The organism is Grimontia kaedaensis (assembly GCF_023746615.1).
Taxonomy (GTDB): domain Bacteria; phylum Pseudomonadota; class Gammaproteobacteria; order Enterobacterales; family Vibrionaceae; genus Enterovibrio; species Enterovibrio kaedaensis.
This window is the reverse complement of record NZ_CP082276.1, coordinates 1,506,893-1,522,257: the sequence shown is the minus strand read 5'-3', so window position 1 is coordinate 1,522,257 and position 15,365 is coordinate 1,506,893. Positions and strand designations below refer to the sequence as shown.

12 protein-coding genes are annotated in these 15,365 nt (G+C 48.3%); 8 read left to right on the top strand and 4 right to left on the bottom strand.

Translation table 11 applies throughout. From position 1 onward, the window contains the following. The first annotated feature begins 3 nt into the window (after positions 1-3). The 6 genes from K6Q96_RS23750 to K6Q96_RS23725 all read left to right on the top strand — a co-directional run bounded on the left by K6Q96_RS23750 (position 4) and on the right by K6Q96_RS23725 (position 6,659). A complete protein-coding gene (locus K6Q96_RS23750) occupies positions 4-1,587 on the top strand; it encodes an ABC transporter substrate-binding protein (RefSeq protein ID WP_251880811.1) in 1,584 nt (527 codons plus the stop codon). 118 nt (positions 1,588-1,705) lie between these two features. Further along, positions 1,706-2,653 (top strand): ABC transporter permease, encoded by a 948-nt coding sequence (locus K6Q96_RS23745; RefSeq protein WP_251880810.1) that lies wholly within the window; start codon positions 1,706-1,708, stop codon positions 2,651-2,653. Continuing rightward, the gene (locus K6Q96_RS23740) at positions 2,650-4,527 is read left to right on the top strand and encodes a dipeptide/oligopeptide/nickel ABC transporter permease/ATP-binding protein (protein WP_251880809.1); all 1,878 of its coding nucleotides are present in this window, start codon (positions 2,650-2,652) and stop codon (positions 4,525-4,527) included. Before K6Q96_RS23745 ends, K6Q96_RS23740 begins: the two co-directional genes overlap by 4 nt. Further along, the gene (locus tag K6Q96_RS23735; protein WP_251880808.1) at positions 4,524-5,477 is read left to right on the top strand and encodes an ABC transporter ATP-binding protein; all 954 of its coding nucleotides are present in this window, start codon (positions 4,524-4,526) and stop codon (positions 5,475-5,477) included. Before K6Q96_RS23740 ends, K6Q96_RS23735 begins: the two co-directional genes overlap by 4 nt. Next, the gene (locus K6Q96_RS23730; RefSeq protein WP_251880807.1) at positions 5,449-6,228 is read left to right on the top strand and encodes a FadR/GntR family transcriptional regulator; all 780 of its coding nucleotides are present in this window, start codon (positions 5,449-5,451) and stop codon (positions 6,226-6,228) included. Before K6Q96_RS23735 ends, K6Q96_RS23730 begins: the two co-directional genes overlap by 29 nt. Positions 6,229-6,383: 155 nt before the next feature. Continuing rightward, positions 6,384-6,659, top strand: coding sequence for a DUF3081 domain-containing protein (locus tag K6Q96_RS23725; protein ID WP_062665459.1), 276 nt, complete (start codon positions 6,384-6,386; stop codon positions 6,657-6,659). A 27-nt stretch (positions 6,660-6,686) separates the two neighbouring features. On the opposite strand, the gene K6Q96_RS23720 is transcribed toward K6Q96_RS23725, so the two are convergent. Then, a complete protein-coding gene (locus K6Q96_RS23720; RefSeq protein WP_251880806.1) occupies positions 6,687-7,757 on the bottom strand; it encodes an acyltransferase in 1,071 nt (356 codons plus the stop codon). 465 nt (positions 7,758-8,222) lie between these two features. Between K6Q96_RS23720 and fusA the strand changes: the two genes are divergently transcribed. Continuing rightward, positions 8,223-10,310 carry an elongation factor G gene (gene fusA, locus K6Q96_RS23715; RefSeq protein ID WP_251880803.1) on the top strand — a complete coding sequence of 696 codons (2,088 nt, stop codon included), beginning with the start codon at positions 8,223-8,225 and terminating at the stop codon, positions 10,308-10,310. Between the two features lie 73 nt (positions 10,311-10,383). On the opposite strand, the gene K6Q96_RS23710 is transcribed toward fusA, so the two are convergent. The 3 genes from K6Q96_RS23710 to K6Q96_RS23700 all read right to left on the bottom strand — a co-directional run bounded on the left by K6Q96_RS23710 (position 10,384) and on the right by K6Q96_RS23700 (position 13,431). Continuing rightward, positions 10,384-10,851 (bottom strand): DUF302 domain-containing protein, encoded by a 468-nt coding sequence (locus K6Q96_RS23710; protein WP_251880800.1) that lies wholly within the window; start codon positions 10,849-10,851, stop codon positions 10,384-10,386. Between the two features lie 419 nt (positions 10,852-11,270). Further along, entirely contained in the window at positions 11,271-11,942 is a 672-nt protein-coding gene (locus tag K6Q96_RS23705; protein ID WP_251880798.1) for a response regulator, read from the bottom strand. Continuing rightward, positions 11,935-13,431, bottom strand: coding sequence for an ATP-binding protein (locus K6Q96_RS23700; RefSeq protein WP_251880796.1), 1,497 nt, complete (start codon positions 13,429-13,431; stop codon positions 11,935-11,937). The genes K6Q96_RS23705 and K6Q96_RS23700 overlap by 8 nt, the downstream gene beginning before the upstream one ends. Positions 13,432-13,590: 159 nt before the next feature. Here K6Q96_RS23700 and K6Q96_RS23695 point away from each other — a divergent pair, with 159 nt between their 5' ends. Next, complete coding sequence (locus K6Q96_RS23695; RefSeq protein ID WP_251880793.1) at positions 13,591-15,123, top strand: cytochrome-c peroxidase; 1,533 nt, start codon at positions 13,591-13,593, stop codon at positions 15,121-15,123. The last annotated feature ends 242 nt before the right edge of the window (positions 15,124-15,365 follow it).

Below are 15,365 nucleotides of genomic sequence, written 5' to 3'. Positions count from 1 at the left end.
CCCATGAAACAAATGAAAAGTGATTTCATGAAAAGGCTGCTGAGTGTAGCCAAGACCGCATTGATAGCGGTGTGTGCGATAGTGCCTTTGTCCGCTTCAGCGCAAACACCACCTAATGTGCTCATCGTGGGTCAGGTCGCTGAACCTAAGTCACTCGACCCACATGCTGTGACGGCCGTGAATGATTTCCGGATCCTGATGAACCTTTATGAGGGTCTGGTGCGCTACAAAGATGGCACTCTGGAAGTTGAACCTGCGCTGGCAGAAAGCTGGACGGTCAGTGAAGATGGCAAAACCTATACGTTTAAACTCCGTGGAGGCGTAAAGTTCCATGATGGAACAGCGTTAACGTCGGAAGCCGTGAAGTTCAACTTTGACCGTATGCTTGACGAGAAACACCCTTACCACAATACCGGACCCTTCCCGCTCTCTTTCTTTTTCTCGTCAATAGAAAACGTAGAAGCGGTTGATCCTCAAACTGTGAAATTCACCCTTAACGCTCCGTATGCGCCTTTCCTTTCCAATCTTGCGTACCCTACGGGCCTGATTGTCTCCCCTGAGGCAGTAAAAAAACACGGTAAAGACTTTGGCCGCCAGCCTTCGGGAACGGGACCTTTCCGTTTCGCTGAATGGGGTTCAAATACCAAAGTGGTTGTTGTTCGCAACGACGATTACTGGGGCGAGAAAGCCAAGCTGGAAGCGGTGGTATTCCGCCCCATTACAGATGCCAACACCCGTGTTGCTGAAATGCTCGCGGGCAGCATTGACATGATGGTGGAAGTGCCGCCTAACGCGCTGTCTGAGTTCGAGAATAATCGTTATCAAGTGGTGGAGCAGGCTGGCCCACACGTATGGTTTCTTATCCTGAATGCCAAGGAAGGCCCCTTCGCGGATAAGCGAATGCGTCAGGCTGTGAACTATGCCATCAACAAAAAAGCCTTGGTAGAAGGCGTATTGGAAGGAACGGCTGAAGTCGCTGCTGGGCCAACGCCTCCAGCTTTTGCTTGGGCGTATAACGACAGTCTGCAGCCATATCCTTATGACCCTGAAAAAGCCAAAGCGCTGATCAAAGAAGCAGGTCAGGAAGGTGCGAAGCTGACCTTTTACGTCACTGAAGGCGGTTCGGGTATGTTAGACCCGGTCCCTATGGGGACTGCGATTCAGGCAGATCTGAAAGCGGTTGGTCTGGATACTTCGATTGAAACCTACGAGTGGAATACCTTCCTTGGCAAAGTAAACCCTGGTCTGGAAGGCAAAGCCGACATGGCAGAAATGGCATGGATGACCAACGACCCAGATACTCTGCCATACCTGGCGCTTCGCACTGATGCATGGCCTGGCAAAGGCGGTTTCAACTCGGGTTACTATTCAAATCCGGAAGTCGACAAGCTGCTGGAAGCTGCACGTGAAGCGACGGACCAAAACGAGCGCGCCAAGCTCTACCGCAAAATGCAGGAGATTGTGCAGGAAGATGCGCCGTGGGTTTTCGTTGCGAACTGGAAGCAGAACGCCGTGACCAATAATCAAGTGCAAGACTTCAAATTACAGCCTTCTTTCTTCCTTATTCTCAAGGATGTACAAAAATAAACTTAACGGCCAAATGACCTGAAGATGCTTTTATTCAGGTCATTTGGATGAGCAACGTCAGTTAGCAACTTAGGGCGGGGAAACCCGCCCATCTTTTTTGCAGAAGGGAGCACTGCGCGTGGGTAACTATTTTCTTCGACGATTGCTGTCCGCGATCCCGGTGCTTCTCGGGATAACGGTTATCGTCTTTCTCATCATGTCGATGATTCCCGGCGATCCGGCAACCGCCATTCTTGGCGCCTATGCAACGCCAGATAATGTCGCCAAAATCAATAGAGATCTCGGTCTCGACCAGCCTTTAGTGAGCCAGTATTTCATCTGGCTGTCGAACATGCTTCAGGGAGACTTTGGCCGCTCTTACTCGCTAAACCGACCCGTGATTGATGAAATTCTCGAGCGTTTCAATGCCACTTTGATTTTGGCGGGCGTTTCATTTGTGCTCTGCGCTCTGTTGGGAATTATCGCCGGCGTGGTCTCAGCGGCACGTCAATTCTCTATGGCTGATAAAGGCATCACTTTAGTGGTGCTTCTGGGTATTTCCATTCCTTCTTTTTTCCTCGGCATGATGATGATTCTGCTGTTCGCAATTAATCTCCGTTGGCTACCCGTTTCAGGTATGTACGCAATTTATGGCGGTGGTGATTTACCTGATTTGCTGAAGCATTTAGTCATGCCAGCTGTCGCTTTAGCATCGGTGGCAACAGGTGTCATTGCCCGGCTCTCTCGCTCAGCCATGTTGGAAGTACTGAGGCAGGACTATATCCGTACAGCGCGAGCCAAAGGTGTGCATGAGCGTCAGGTTGTTTGGAAGCACGCATTGAAAGCTGCCATGGTCAGCATTATTCCCGTGCTGGGTATTCAGGCCGGGTTTGTGCTTTCCGGCGCAGTGTATATCGAGATGGTCTTCCAGTGGCCGGGTGTCGGAAAAATGCTGGTAGAAGCGATCCTCAAACGTGACATTTTACTTGTGCAGGGCGGGGTAGTGTTTGTTGCGTCTTGCTATGTGCTTTTCAATATTGCTGTAGACATGCTGCAAAGTTGGCTCGACCCGAGGATCAAAGCATGACGGCATTTTTAAAACTTCTGGCCCGGAACCGACTGGCGGCTTTTGGCGGCATAGTGATATCCACTATCGTCTTTCTGGTTTTGGTGACACCTTTGTTGGGCCTGCAGGATCCTGCCGTTACAGACACGGCAAATCGCTTTTTGCGTCCGTTCAGCGATGGGCATCTTTTAGGCACTGATCATTTGGGGCGGGATTTACTTTCCCGCTTGCTTTGGGGAACTCAACTGAGCCTCGCGGTTGGTTTTGCTGCAGCTTTGACTGCTGCTTTGATTGGCTCAGCGATTGGTATTGTTGCCGGTTATTACGGTGGCCGTGTCGATAATGTTTTTATGCGTTGTATCGATGTATTAATGGCGTTCCCTTATATCTTGTTGGCATTAGCGATTGTTGCGGCATTGGGTCCTGGATTATTGAATGCACTGATTGCTGTCGCGGCGGTCAATATTCCTTTCTTTGCAAGAAATATTCGTGGCGTGACTGTCTCTTTGGCACAGCGTGAGTTTGTTGAAGCAGCCAAGCTTTGTGGCATGTCTGACTTGCGCATTATCTGGTCCGAAATTGTGCCTAATGTTATCCCTGTGATTGTGATTGCCATGTCTACCACGATTGGCTGGATGATCCTGGAAACCGCAGGGCTTTCCTTCCTTGGTTTGGGCTCTCAGCCACCACAAGCCGATTTGGGTTCAATGTTGGGTGAGGCGCGAAACTCATTGATCACTGATCCTCATGCCAGTGTGGTGCCGGGCATCATGATTTTCCTTATCGTAATGAGCATTAACCTTTTAGGTGACGGCATACGTGACGCGCTCGATCCAAGATTGAAGTCCGGTGCGCTAACCCGTCCTCAGCCGGCCACCAAAGTCAGCGATGCGTTCAATACTGTTGATTCCGATGAAACCAATGAAGCCGTCCTGAAAGTCGATAAATTAGAGACGCAATTTCATATCAACGACCGTGTTTACAAAGCGGTGAATCAGGTGTCATTTGAGATTGCGCCTGGCGAATGTCTGGGTTTGATTGGGGAAAGTGGTTCCGGTAAATCGGTGACAGCGCTATCAGTCATGGGGCTGGTCGCGTCTCCCCCAGGGGTCATTTGTGGTGGTGATATCCGCTTCAAGGATGAATCCCTGATAGGTGCAAGCTATGAAAAGCTGCGTGAATTGCGTGGCAAGGATGTGGCTTACATTTTCCAGGACCCGCTCGCTACCTTGCATCCGCTCTATCGCGTGGGAGAGCAGATGATGGAAGCGATACTGGTGCATGAGAAAGTGCCAGCAAATGAAGCAAGAGAGCGGGCTATTTCGTTGCTGGATGCGGTACACATTCCCAACGCAGAAGAGCGCATGAAGGCATTCCCCCATGAGCTCTCCGGCGGTATGCGCCAGCGTGTGGCGATTGCAATGGCGCTGGTGAACAATCCCTCGCTGATTATTGCGGATGAACCCACCACAGCACTGGATGTGACGGTTCAAGGACAGATACTTGCCCTGTTGGATGAGCTTCGCCGAACCAGAAATGTGTCGGTGCTGTTTATTACTCATGACTTTGGCGTTGTGGCTCAGCTTTGTGATCGTGTTGCCGTCATGTATGCCGGAAAGATTGTTGAAACGGGACCAACCGAAGCTGTGCTGGATTCTCCAGCACACCCATACACCAAAAAGCTTATTGCGTGTGTGCCTGAACTTGGGCGTGGGAAAGGCACATTGGAAGCCATTCCAGGGTTACCGCCTGTGGTAGATAAATTGCCTCTAGGATGTGCGTTTGCAGCAAGGTGCAGCAAAGCCGCTAATACTTGTCAGCAGGGCGAAGTATCAAGAAATGAGGCATCTGGGCGGATGGTGCTGTGTCATTATCCCGAGGAGAAGTTGGTATGACGGCTGCGTTGCAAATTCAGGGATTGAAGAAAACCTACTTTTTTAAAAAGCCAATGTTTGCCTCAGCGCTTCCCGGCGTGAAAGCAGTGCAAACTATTAGTCTGGATGTGGCTCAGGGCGAAACACTGGGTATCGTCGGCGAGTCAGGTTGCGGTAAGTCTACGCTGGCGAGAATGCTGGTGGGTTTAACGGCGCCCACCGAAGGGCAAGTACTGGTTGAGGGAGAAGCATTATCGCCTGACAGTCCCGAAGAGAATGGAAAACGCATTCAGTATGTTTTCCAAGATCCGATCAGTAGCCTCAACCCGAGGAAAACTATTCGCCAGTTGATGGAAGTGCCGTTGATTTACCTTCACGGCATGGATAAAACTGCACGTGATACACGTATTCGTGAGATTTTCACTCAGGTGGGGCTTCGAGAGGAGTTTCTTGAACGATACCCCCATGAATTTTCTGGCGGTCAGGCTCAGCGTATAGGTATTGCCCGGGCGCTTGCTGCCAACGCCAGAATACTGGTATTGGATGAACCGGTTTCCGCGTTAGATGTTTCTGTTCAAGCTCAGGTTCTTAATCTATTGGCTGAGCTAAAACAATCACTGTCGCTGACCTATCTGTTTATCAGTCACGACCTTGCTGTTGTAGAAGCAGTGAGTGATAGAGTCGCTGTGATGTACTTTGGCTCGTTGGTGGAACTTGCGCCTGCTGAAATGATTTTCAATTCCCCAAAACATCCGTACACTCGGTTACTAGCGAACAGTGCTCCCGTTGTGGGAAGGCCCCTACAGGTACCCACACAGCATGCAGAATTGCCGGATCCGCTTAACCCACCACAAGGTTGTGCATTTGCGGGTCGCTGCCCCAGAGCGCAATCTGACTGCCTCGGCGCTCCACCACCGCTAACAAAAATAAAGGAGAACGAATTTGTCGCCTGCTACTTCCCGCTCGAATGACACTGCTTCGTCCGCAAAAATGCGCCGTCCCTATAAAGTGGCGGAAGCAATAAAAAGCTGGATTGTGGAACAGGGATTACAGCCGGGAGATAAACTGCCTCACGAACAGACCTTGATGGAACTATTTGGCATGTCCAAGGGCACCATTCGTGAAACTATGCGGGTTTTAGAAGCCCAGGGCCTTATCTTGACCCGTACTGGTCCAAAGGGTGGGGCGTTCATTAATGCCGTTTCTGAGCCAATGGCCAGCAGCTTGCTCAGCAATTATTTCTTCTTCAACAAGCTTTCTGTCAAAGACATCTATCAGCTCCGCTGCTTGTTGGAGCCGGAGCTAGTAGCCACGTTGGCTGGCAATATGACTGAAGACGATCTGGCCAAGCTGGAAGACAATATTCAAAAATATGCCCAACCGTCTCTGGATCAGGAAGATGAACGTCGGCAACACATAGATTCCCTGCAATTTCACATCATTCTGGCAGAGCTGGCGGGAAATGAACTGCTGGGTTTCATTATCCGTTTTATGGTGCGAATGCTGACTGACCTTACGGTTTACCGCCGCTTGTATGAGCCACCCAATCACGAACTTTGGGAGCAGGGGTTAAAGCACCAGAAAGATTTGATTGTCGCCTTGCGCGAAGGCCGATCTGAAGATGCCCGTGCCATTATGCGTGAGCATATGGAAGTGGCGAAAAAGCTGATGGAAGGACAGGAAGCGGAAATGGAACGGCGCTTTATGTTACACGCACCTTAGTCCTCAGAACCTTGCAGTTGCGGCATGTCATTTCGTTATGGATCAACCTTTGGTGATCCGCAATTGGCATGATTCTGTATTAAAAATCATATTTTTAATACGGAGAGATCTCTCTGTTCTTCTTGTCAGGACATGGCAATGGTGAGGGAATAGCGATGAAAAATGAACTTAATCCTGCAAAATTGTTGGCTGCTTTCGAAGTAGTGATGGAGAAAGGTGAAGATACCGAGTTCGGTAAAATTTACGAGGGTGTCGAAGCGTCAACCGATTACGATGGTTACAACGTTTACCTGAGAGGAAATGGTGTAGAGTTGCACATCGGCTTTCACAACACTTACGATTTGAAATACGACCAAGCCCATCTCAGAGACAGTTTTCTGAAAAAGGTGGATGCTTTGGTGACGGACAGGGTCGTCGACGACCATCATTAAAAAAGCCCGGAGAATCCGAGCTCATGTCTATTTTGTGGTTTCTGCTTCTGCCAAAGGCTCCGTTTTGTTATGCGTCATTTGTACCAGATTGTTCGTTAATGGCGTTTTCTCTAAAAACCACACCAAGCCAAATGTCATCAAAATGGTCAAAGGAACGATAAGCATGTCCTTGACTGGACCTTCAATGCCGTAAAAGCCGAACAGATTAAAGAGCAGAATAAGCGGCACGAAATGTGCGACATAAATACCCAGAACACGTTTGCTCAATGCAAATATTATCGGTCTATTGCCAAGGTCAGGGTGATTCAAAAGCAAGGCGAACAGGCCCAATGCCATGAAAGGCGTGCCAAGCAGAAAATCATGGTTTGCCATCCAAACATCATAACGAGAGAGGTTAAAGCCTTCAGCCAAGCAAAGCGCCATACCGCCAAGCATCATCGACCAAGCCGCCTTATTGGAGAAACTCATTTTGCGGCGCCTCACTTCAAACCCTGCTGTGACCATCAATAAACTGAAAAACGGACCGTTGCGGGTAAAGATGGGTGCCTCACCTTCCATAATGGGCTGATAACTGCCGGCACCCAGCCCCCAAACGTATAAACCGAGTGCTAGCGGCATAATAAGACCTTGCTGGTTTTTCTCGATCAACAAAGCGAGTATGCCGAGCGCGCACAGCAGCCCTGGGATATACCAAAGATGCACCAGGCCACCTTCAAACAGAGTATTGAAAGGTGTTTCCAGAAGGTAGTTCCAATACCCGGAACGTTCTGCCAGATATCCGTCAGTCATGGCAACATCCAGTCGGAAAGGCATGGCCAGATAAATAACGCCCCAGGCAAGCCAAATCGTTATCAAAGGCTTTGCGTAATGCTTGAAGGTCTTTGTTGGGTTCTCAACCAGTTTTGGTTGGACAAAATAGCCCGTCAAAACGAAAAAGAAAGGCACGGCAAAGCGGCAGATTTGGTTAATCACATCGGAAAATGTATTGATGCCTTCACTGTATGCCTCACCACGCAGTGGGCCTGCATGGATGATAATAACGGCCAGAATAGCCAATAAACGACCCACCTCTAATGAAGGGATACGGGCGTTGGACATGTTGTCTCCTCAATTTGCACAGCGTGCACAGGTAGAAAAAGCTGAGTGAACGCGAACTATATGTAATTTTTGTCCTGAGTCTGAGGTGCAAATCTCGAATATGCGAAGGCGGAAATTAAAAGCGTTGCAAATTGTAAGTGGTTGGTTGAAAAAGCATCAGTAAATCGCCACATAGAAAAGCCAAACCTAATCAAACAATCGGGTCTAACCTGTATAGTCGAACGACCCTATTTCCGTGGGAAGCGATTTCTCATGAAGGGTGTTTGGAGATTCTGAGCTTGCCGAAACGTTGAAGGTGAGCGCTAGAAGCGAGGAAAGTGGCACCAAGATGCGCAGAAATGTATCGAATCGGCTATCAGTGAAAACTTATCTGATATCACTGTCTTCTACATGTTTCTTTACGCGACGACGCCTGCTATACTCCCCGCCCTGATATAAGCCAGTAATTGTTTATAGAGACGAACAATGACAGATCTAAGTAAATACAGAAACATTGGTATTTTCGCGCACGTTGATGCGGGTAAGACCACTACTACCGAGCGTATCCTGAAGCTAACCGGTCAGATCCACAAGACTGGTGAGGTTCATGATGGTGAATCGACTACTGACTTCATGGAACAGGAAGCTGAGCGTGGTATTACTATCCAGTCTGCAGCTGTAAGCTGTTTCTGGAAAGACCACCGCTTCAACGTTATCGATACTCCGGGACACGTTGACTTCACCGTTGAAGTTTACCGTTCTCTGAAAGTACTTGATGGCGGTATCGGTGTTTTCTGTGGTTCTGGCGGTGTTGAGCCTCAGTCAGAAACCAACTGGCGTTATGCTAACGAATCAGAAGTTGCACGTATCATCTTTGTAAACAAGCTGGACCGTATGGGTGCAGACTTCTTCAACGTAGTTGAGCAGGTTAAAAACGTTCTGGGCGCAAACCCAGTAGTTATGACTCTGCCAATTGGCCGTGAAGATGAGTTCGTAGGTGTTGTAGATGTTCTGAACCGTCAAGCGTACGTTTGGGATGACACTGGTCTGCCAGAAAACTACGAAATCAAAGACGTTCCAGAAGATATGCTGGAGCAAATGGAAGAATACCGTGAGATGATGATCGAAACTGCTGTTGAGCAAGACGATGATCTGATGATGGCTTACATGGACGGCGAAGAGCCTTCTATCGAAGACATCAAGCGCTGCCTACGTAAAGGTACTCGCGACTGTTCATTCTTCCCAACTTTCTGTGGTTCTGCATTCAAGAACAAAGGTATGCAGTTGGTACTGGACGCAGTTGTAGATTACCTGCCGTCTCCAACAGAAGTTGACCCACAGCCGCTGACTGACAAAGAAACTGGTGAGCCAACTGGTGAAGTTGCAACCGTTTCTCCTGACGAGCCACTGCGCGCGCTGGCGTTCAAGATCATGGACGACCGTTTCGGTGCCCTGACCTTTATCCGTATTTACTCAGGCGTAATGAAGAAGGGTGACACCATCCTTAACTCAGCGACTGGTAAAACTGAGCGTATCGGCCGTATGGTTGAGATGCAAGCAGACGAGCGTAACGAGCTTACTACCGCGCAAGCGGGTGACATCATCGCTGTTGTTGGTATGAAGAACGTTCAAACTGGTCACACTCTGTGTGATGTTAAGCACGAATGTACTCTGGAACCAATGATCTTCCCAACTCCAGTAATCTCTATCGCTGTGTCTCCTAAGGACAAAGGCGGTTCTGAGAAAATGGGTATCGCGATCGGTAAGATGGTTGCAGAAGATCCATCATTCCAAGTTGAGACTGACGAAGATTCTGGCGAAACCATCCTGAAAGGTATGGGTGAACTTCACCTGGATATCAAAGTTGACATCCTGAAGCGTACTTACGGTGTAGACCTGATCGTTGGTCAACCACAGGTTGCTTACCGTGAAACTATCACTCAACCAGTTGAAGACAGCTTCACTCACAAGAAGCAGTCTGGTGGTTCTGGTCAGTTCGGTAAGATCGACTACCGCATCAAGCCAGGTGAGCCAAACTCAGGCTTCACTTTCTCTTCTACTGTTGTTGGTGGTAACGTTCCTAAGGAATTCTGGCCAGCAATCGAGAAAGGCTTCGCGGGCATGATGGAAAACGGCGTATTGGCTGGCTTCCCAACTCTGGACGTTGAAGTTGAGCTGTTCGACGGTGGCTTCCACGCAGTTGACTCATCAGCAATCGCGTTCGAAATCGCAGCGAAAGGTGCATTCCGTCAATCTATGCCAAAAGCTGGTCCACAGCTTCTTGAGCCAATCATGAAGGTTGACGTGTTCACTCCAGAAGATCACGTTGGTGACGTAATCGGTGACCTGAACCGTCGTCGTGGTATGATCAAAGACCAACAAGCTGGCGCAACTGGCGTTCGCATTAAGGGTGATGTACCACTGTCAGAAATGTTCGGTTACATCGGTACCCTGCGTACTATGACTTCTGGTCGTGGTCAGTTCTCTATGGAGTTCGCACACTACGCACCATGTCCAGCAAACGTTGCTGAGAAAGTTATCGCTGAAGTTAAAGAGCGTAACGCTAAGAAGTAATTCTTAACGACTTTCTAAAAGAAAACCCCGCAGCTTGCTGCGGGGTTTTTGTTTTCTTGGAAACCTGTACTTTTTATTGCTGAGGCGTTGGTTGTGTCGCCAGCTTTGCCAGTGTGACCAAAGCCTTCTCAACTTTCTTTAAGGCTAAATCACATTTATCCAATCGGTGGCGTTTTACCACATAGTTCGGATTGTTGTAGCCGAGCCAAACTTTACCGTTATCATCTTCCCAAATCAGGGCTTTTTGTGGCTGGTCTATCCCGGCTGTTTGGCTGCATTCCATTAACGGCGTACCCATGTTAGGGTTTCCGAAAGTCACCAATTCACTTGGGCGCAAGTCTTTGCCTGTTTCTCGCGCTCCATCCTCATGGTCAATGCGGCTAATAACATTCAATCCTCGCGCTCTCACTGCCGCAATAAGACGGTCTGTGGTAGTTCGGACATCGTATTGACTCTGTACCTGAACCATTCCTTCCAGCGCCGTTGAAGGCAGGCTAAAGAAGGCAGCAATGAACGCGAAAAGTTGGATGTTCAATCTCATAGTTGAATCCTTTTTTGCGAATACTAAATCAAAAAATCGTCAATACCCGACCAATTAAGCTAGCGGGATTGATTGGCTTTAACTGGTCCAAAAACCCAGTTTCACCTGAGTGATTGGGTATGCAGAAGACACCATTCATCACACTTTAATGGATGAAGTAGAACTGCATACCGACACATAAAGACTAGCAAATTGTTTTAGAAGTCACTTAAATGACTGAGAATCAAGTGTGGGATTCTAGGGGCCGTTGTTCTTTGGTGATGTTTTTTCAGCAGTTTGTGGGGACTTTATGCAAGGCAGAGGCTTCGAAAGTAGCTGGCCTACATGAGAAGCCGATAACGCAGGAGAAAGTCCCCACAAACGCTTAGGGCTAGAACAAAATTCAACCACCAAAGGTCAACAGCTCCTAAGCAAGGTGTTTAAAGTACCAGCTTGTAACCGACGCTGTAGACGGATTGAACAACCTCGTCTTTAGGGCTAATCGCATTGAGCTTTTTTCGCAGCTTTTTGATATGACTATCGACGGTTCTTTCGCTGACAACTCTATGATCTTGATAAATATTATCGATAAGTTGTTGTCGCGAAAATACCCGTCCAGGGTCGCTGTATAGAAGATTCAACAGGTTAAACTCGATGGCAGTTAATGCCACTTCCTGTTGTTTGAACGTCACTATGTAACGCGACTCGTCCAGCTCGAGATTATTTTGGGTTTCTTGTTGGTTGGTCTGATTTCCAAGGCGACGAAGCACGGTTTTTACTCTGGCAACCACCTCTCGGGGGGAGAAAGGTTTACAGATATAGTCATCGGCCCCCAACTCCAATCCGAGTAATCGATCAATCTCTTCGACTTTCGCGGTAATCATGATAATGGGAACATCACTTTGCTGTCGGATTTCACGGCATACTGTCAGTCCGTCTTTCTCCGGTAACATCAGATCTAACAAAATCATGTCGGGTCGATGGATTTGTTCCCAACCTACTGCTTCAGCACCAGTAAACTGTTGGGTAACGTCATGCCCTGCTTGAACGAGATAGTCTGTGATCAGTTGAGAAATTTTAGGTTCGTCTTCAACAACAAGTATCTTAGCCATGCTCTTTTCCTGTGTTAAAGGCATTGGGTAAGTTCACGATAATCCTTAGCCCACCTAATGGTGAGTGGCTGGCCTGAATACTTCCGGCATGTGCTTCGGCAATTTTCTGCACGATAGCGAGACCCAGACCTGAACCGCCTTTTTCCCGATTTCTTGAGCTTTCTACCCGATAGAGCTTTTCGAACAAACGGGGTAACGATTCATCTGGTACGCCGGGTGCAGAGTCTTCGACGATCAGATTAACTAGGTTACTTTTTCTCGCCAGAGATAATCGAACAGTGCCCGGAGAATCGGTATATTTCTCGCTGTTTCTCAGCAGGTTCTCAATAAGCTGTTGTATTCGAGTGTCGTCACCGTCAATCCAGATAGCGTCATAGCCTACTTCCCATTCCAGATTTAGCCCAAGCTTTTGCATTTGAAGCGCGCGTCGCTGACAGATTTCTTCCACCAGCTCGCTGATATCCAAGTCAGACATTTTATAGCGATACGCGCCTATATCCGCGTTTGTCAGCTCATACAAATCCTCGATCAATTTCTGTAGATGAACGATCTCTTCTTCAATGGAGGCTAACGTTTTTTGGTTAGCAGGTCGAATTCCGTCAATGATTGCTTCGAACTCTCCTTTGATGATGGAAAGAGGTGTCCTGAGTTCATGGGCTGTGCTGGCTAGCCATTCTTTGCGGGCACTTTCTGCAGACTCTAGTGTGGCTGCGAGCGTATTAATGTCAGCCGCTAACTTGGCCACTTCGTCTTTTCCGTAAACCTTCGTGCGGGCCGAATAGTTACCTTTTACTATCTCCCCTGTGGTTGAGGCGATTTGGGTGACAGGCCGGATGAAAGCTCTCGATAAGAACAGAGCAGCAATGGCACCCAACAAAAGCGCAACCAAAGCTAACAAAAGAAATGCATGTTTCTGGCTTTCTGCGAAGGCTACGTCATAAGAAGCTTCCGGTACCTTGGATGGCGGCCAGGCAAGGTAAGCGATAAGGGTTCCATCGATAGTGATGGGTAATGTTGAGAAATCTTTTTTATAAGGTCCTTTAACGGGTACACGATCTTCGTTGAGTAGAGAAACGCGGAGATGATCTTGTGGGTGAGGAGGGCGACCCCGCTTCCTCTCGTGAGATGGAGGTGGTTTGCTGCCAAACTCTCTTTTCCTTGGTGGCGGCTGGTGCGCTTTATCTGGCTCAAAAAGCATGATCATCACCCAGCTGGCCATCAACTCATCGGTGAGGGTTTCACCTTGCTTTGAACTCTCCAAAAGTTGTCGCCAGTAATAGGTTTCTTCCTCAATGAGGGATAGGTTGCCATTTAACTCATGGAAGCGCTTGATGTTGTCCGCTAATGTTTGGAAAACGACGGCTTCACGTTGATTAATATAGCGGATTAAACCTTGGTCGAAGCTCCATTGAATAGCAATGTAGAGCAGCATGAGAATCCCGCCCAACGTAATAAGAAAACTAAGCCATAAGCGGACAAACAGTGACATGAAAACTCCAATTCTTTGTCTTAACAAGAGTATAAGTAGAGTGGCGTCGCTGCGAATACATCGTGGCCAACTTGCACAATTGATCCACATTTCTTGCACAAGGCCTGCACTTTTCCTTTGTAACCTAAGAAAGCACAGGTTGTGTTTAGGGGAAAGACAATGGAAATTGCAGCAAATAATAACAGTCATTGGGCTGCACTGATGTTATGTAGTAGTGCGTTGATAGGATGTGGCGGCGGGGGCGGTGATGAAGTCAGTGCCCAAACGATGCAGACCGCAGAACAAACTGAACTGGCGGGGATAATCGAGAGTCTGGGGTTAGCTGTAAGCCCACTGTCGGATAGGGAGTTTCCTAATATCAATGATCCGCTTCCTCAGCTCGGGAAAAAGCTGTTCTTTAGTAAAAGCTTGAGCGGCGATCAGGACGTAGCATGTGCCAGCTGTCACCATCCCATGTTGGGTGGTGCTGATGGACTGAGTCTTCCTGTTGGTGTTAATGCAATACAACCGGGAGTCATGGGACCGGGCCGGGTAGATGGGGATAACCTTCCAGATGTTTCTAGAAATAGCCCAAGCATTTTCAATGTCGCGCTTTGGGATACCAGTTTGTTTTGGGACTCTCGTGTTGAAAGCCTGGGTAAAGAGGCTGGGCAAAATGGTTCAGTCTCTGGCATCAGTACGCCGGATTCCGGTTTTGGTGTTGCAGATACTAATGCGGGTAACAACCTTGTTATGGCACAGGCTAGATTTCCGGTGACATCCGTGGAAGAGATGAAAGACACCACCTTTGAGTCTGGGGAAACCAATAATTCAATTCGCGACCATCTTGCCGCACGGATCGGCGATTATGGCGAAGGTTCTGGCGAACTTGCCACTAATGAATGGTTGACCGCTTTCCAGACAGCATTCAACAGCAGTGATGACGTAGCAACACTGATTACTTTCGACAACATTGCGTTGGCTCTGTCTGAGTATCAACGCTCCATGGTATTTGTGAATTCGCCCTGGCAGAACTACCTAGATGGAGATACCGGCGCGTTAAGTGATGATGCCATTGAAGGAGCCATTCTGTTTTATACCTCAACAGACGACGATGGCGGAGGCTGTGTAAACTGCCACAGTGGATCGCTGTTGAGTGATGGTCAACAGCATACTATTGGCTTTCCACAAATTGGCCCGGGCACAGGAGTGGGGAATAATGACGATTTTGGTCGTGAGTCCATCACTGGAGATCGTGACGACAGGTATCGCTACCGTACCCCCTCATTGTTAAACGTCGCAGTGACCGCGCCTTATGGTCATGCTGGCGCGTATGCTGATTTGAATGATGTGCTTCGTCACTACAATAACCCCAGAAATACCGTCGACGACTTTTTTGATGACAATGACTTGTGCGACTTACCGCAGTTTGAAAATGTATCGGGGTGCACCAGTCTCTACCCCGATGCGCGTCAGAATTCGTTCCGTGCACTGAACAAGTTGGATGATGAGCAGGACGAAGGCACGTCGCTTTTTGGCAATATCAATATTAACGGCAATGAGAGAAACCAACTCGAAGCATTTCTGAATGCGCTGACCGATCCCTGCATCAGGGACAGGGACTGTATGAGCCCATGGATTGCTGATGAAGTGGCTGATAACCCCGATGATAATGTATTGATTGCGACTGACCAGTTCGGCTCACCACTATAGTGTTTAGATACTGCCCCGAATTGGCCAGATTGTTGTTCTGGAAAAAGGAACATTGACCATCAACGCCAAGGGTGACCGCAGAAACAAAAAATGCCCCGAATGGGGCATTTTTTCTTGAGCGAGAAAAAGCTTAGGCTTTCTTAAGCGCTTTTTTGATTTTCTTCACTTTCGCTTTTGCTTTCTTCAATGATTTTTTCAGTTCTTTCTTTGACTTTGCCATGATGCAATCTCCATTTAATTCT

Excerpts from the sequence above, each read along its gene's own strand:
- K6Q96_RS23750 (WP_251880811.1), top strand. The coding sequence starts at position 4 with ATGAAACAAATGAAAAGTGATTTCATGAAAAGGCTGCTGAGTGTAGCC.
- K6Q96_RS23740 (WP_251880809.1), top strand. The coding sequence starts at position 2,650 with ATGACGGCATTTTTAAAACTTCTGGCCCGGAACCGACTGGCGGCTTTT.
- K6Q96_RS23735 (WP_251880808.1), top strand. The coding sequence starts at position 4,524 with ATGACGGCTGCGTTGCAAATTCAGGGATTGAAGAAAACCTACTTTTTT.
- K6Q96_RS23725 (WP_062665459.1), top strand. The coding sequence starts at position 6,384 with ATGAAAAATGAACTTAATCCTGCAAAATTGTTGGCTGCTTTCGAAGTA.
- K6Q96_RS23720 (WP_251880806.1), bottom strand. The coding sequence starts at position 7,757 with ATGTCCAACGCCCGTATCCCTTCATTAGAGGTGGGTCGTTTATTGGCT.
- fusA (WP_251880803.1), top strand. The coding sequence starts at position 8,223 with ATGACAGATCTAAGTAAATACAGAAACATTGGTATTTTCGCGCACGTT.
- K6Q96_RS23710 (WP_251880800.1), bottom strand. The coding sequence starts at position 10,851 with ATGAGATTGAACATCCAACTTTTCGCGTTCATTGCTGCCTTCTTTAGC.
- K6Q96_RS23705 (WP_251880798.1), bottom strand. The coding sequence starts at position 11,942 with ATGGCTAAGATACTTGTTGTTGAAGACGAACCTAAAATTTCTCAACTG.
- K6Q96_RS23700 (WP_251880796.1), bottom strand. The coding sequence starts at position 13,431 with ATGTCACTGTTTGTCCGCTTATGGCTTAGTTTTCTTATTACGTTGGGC.
- K6Q96_RS23695 (WP_251880793.1), top strand. The coding sequence starts at position 13,591 with ATGGAAATTGCAGCAAATAATAACAGTCATTGGGCTGCACTGATGTTA.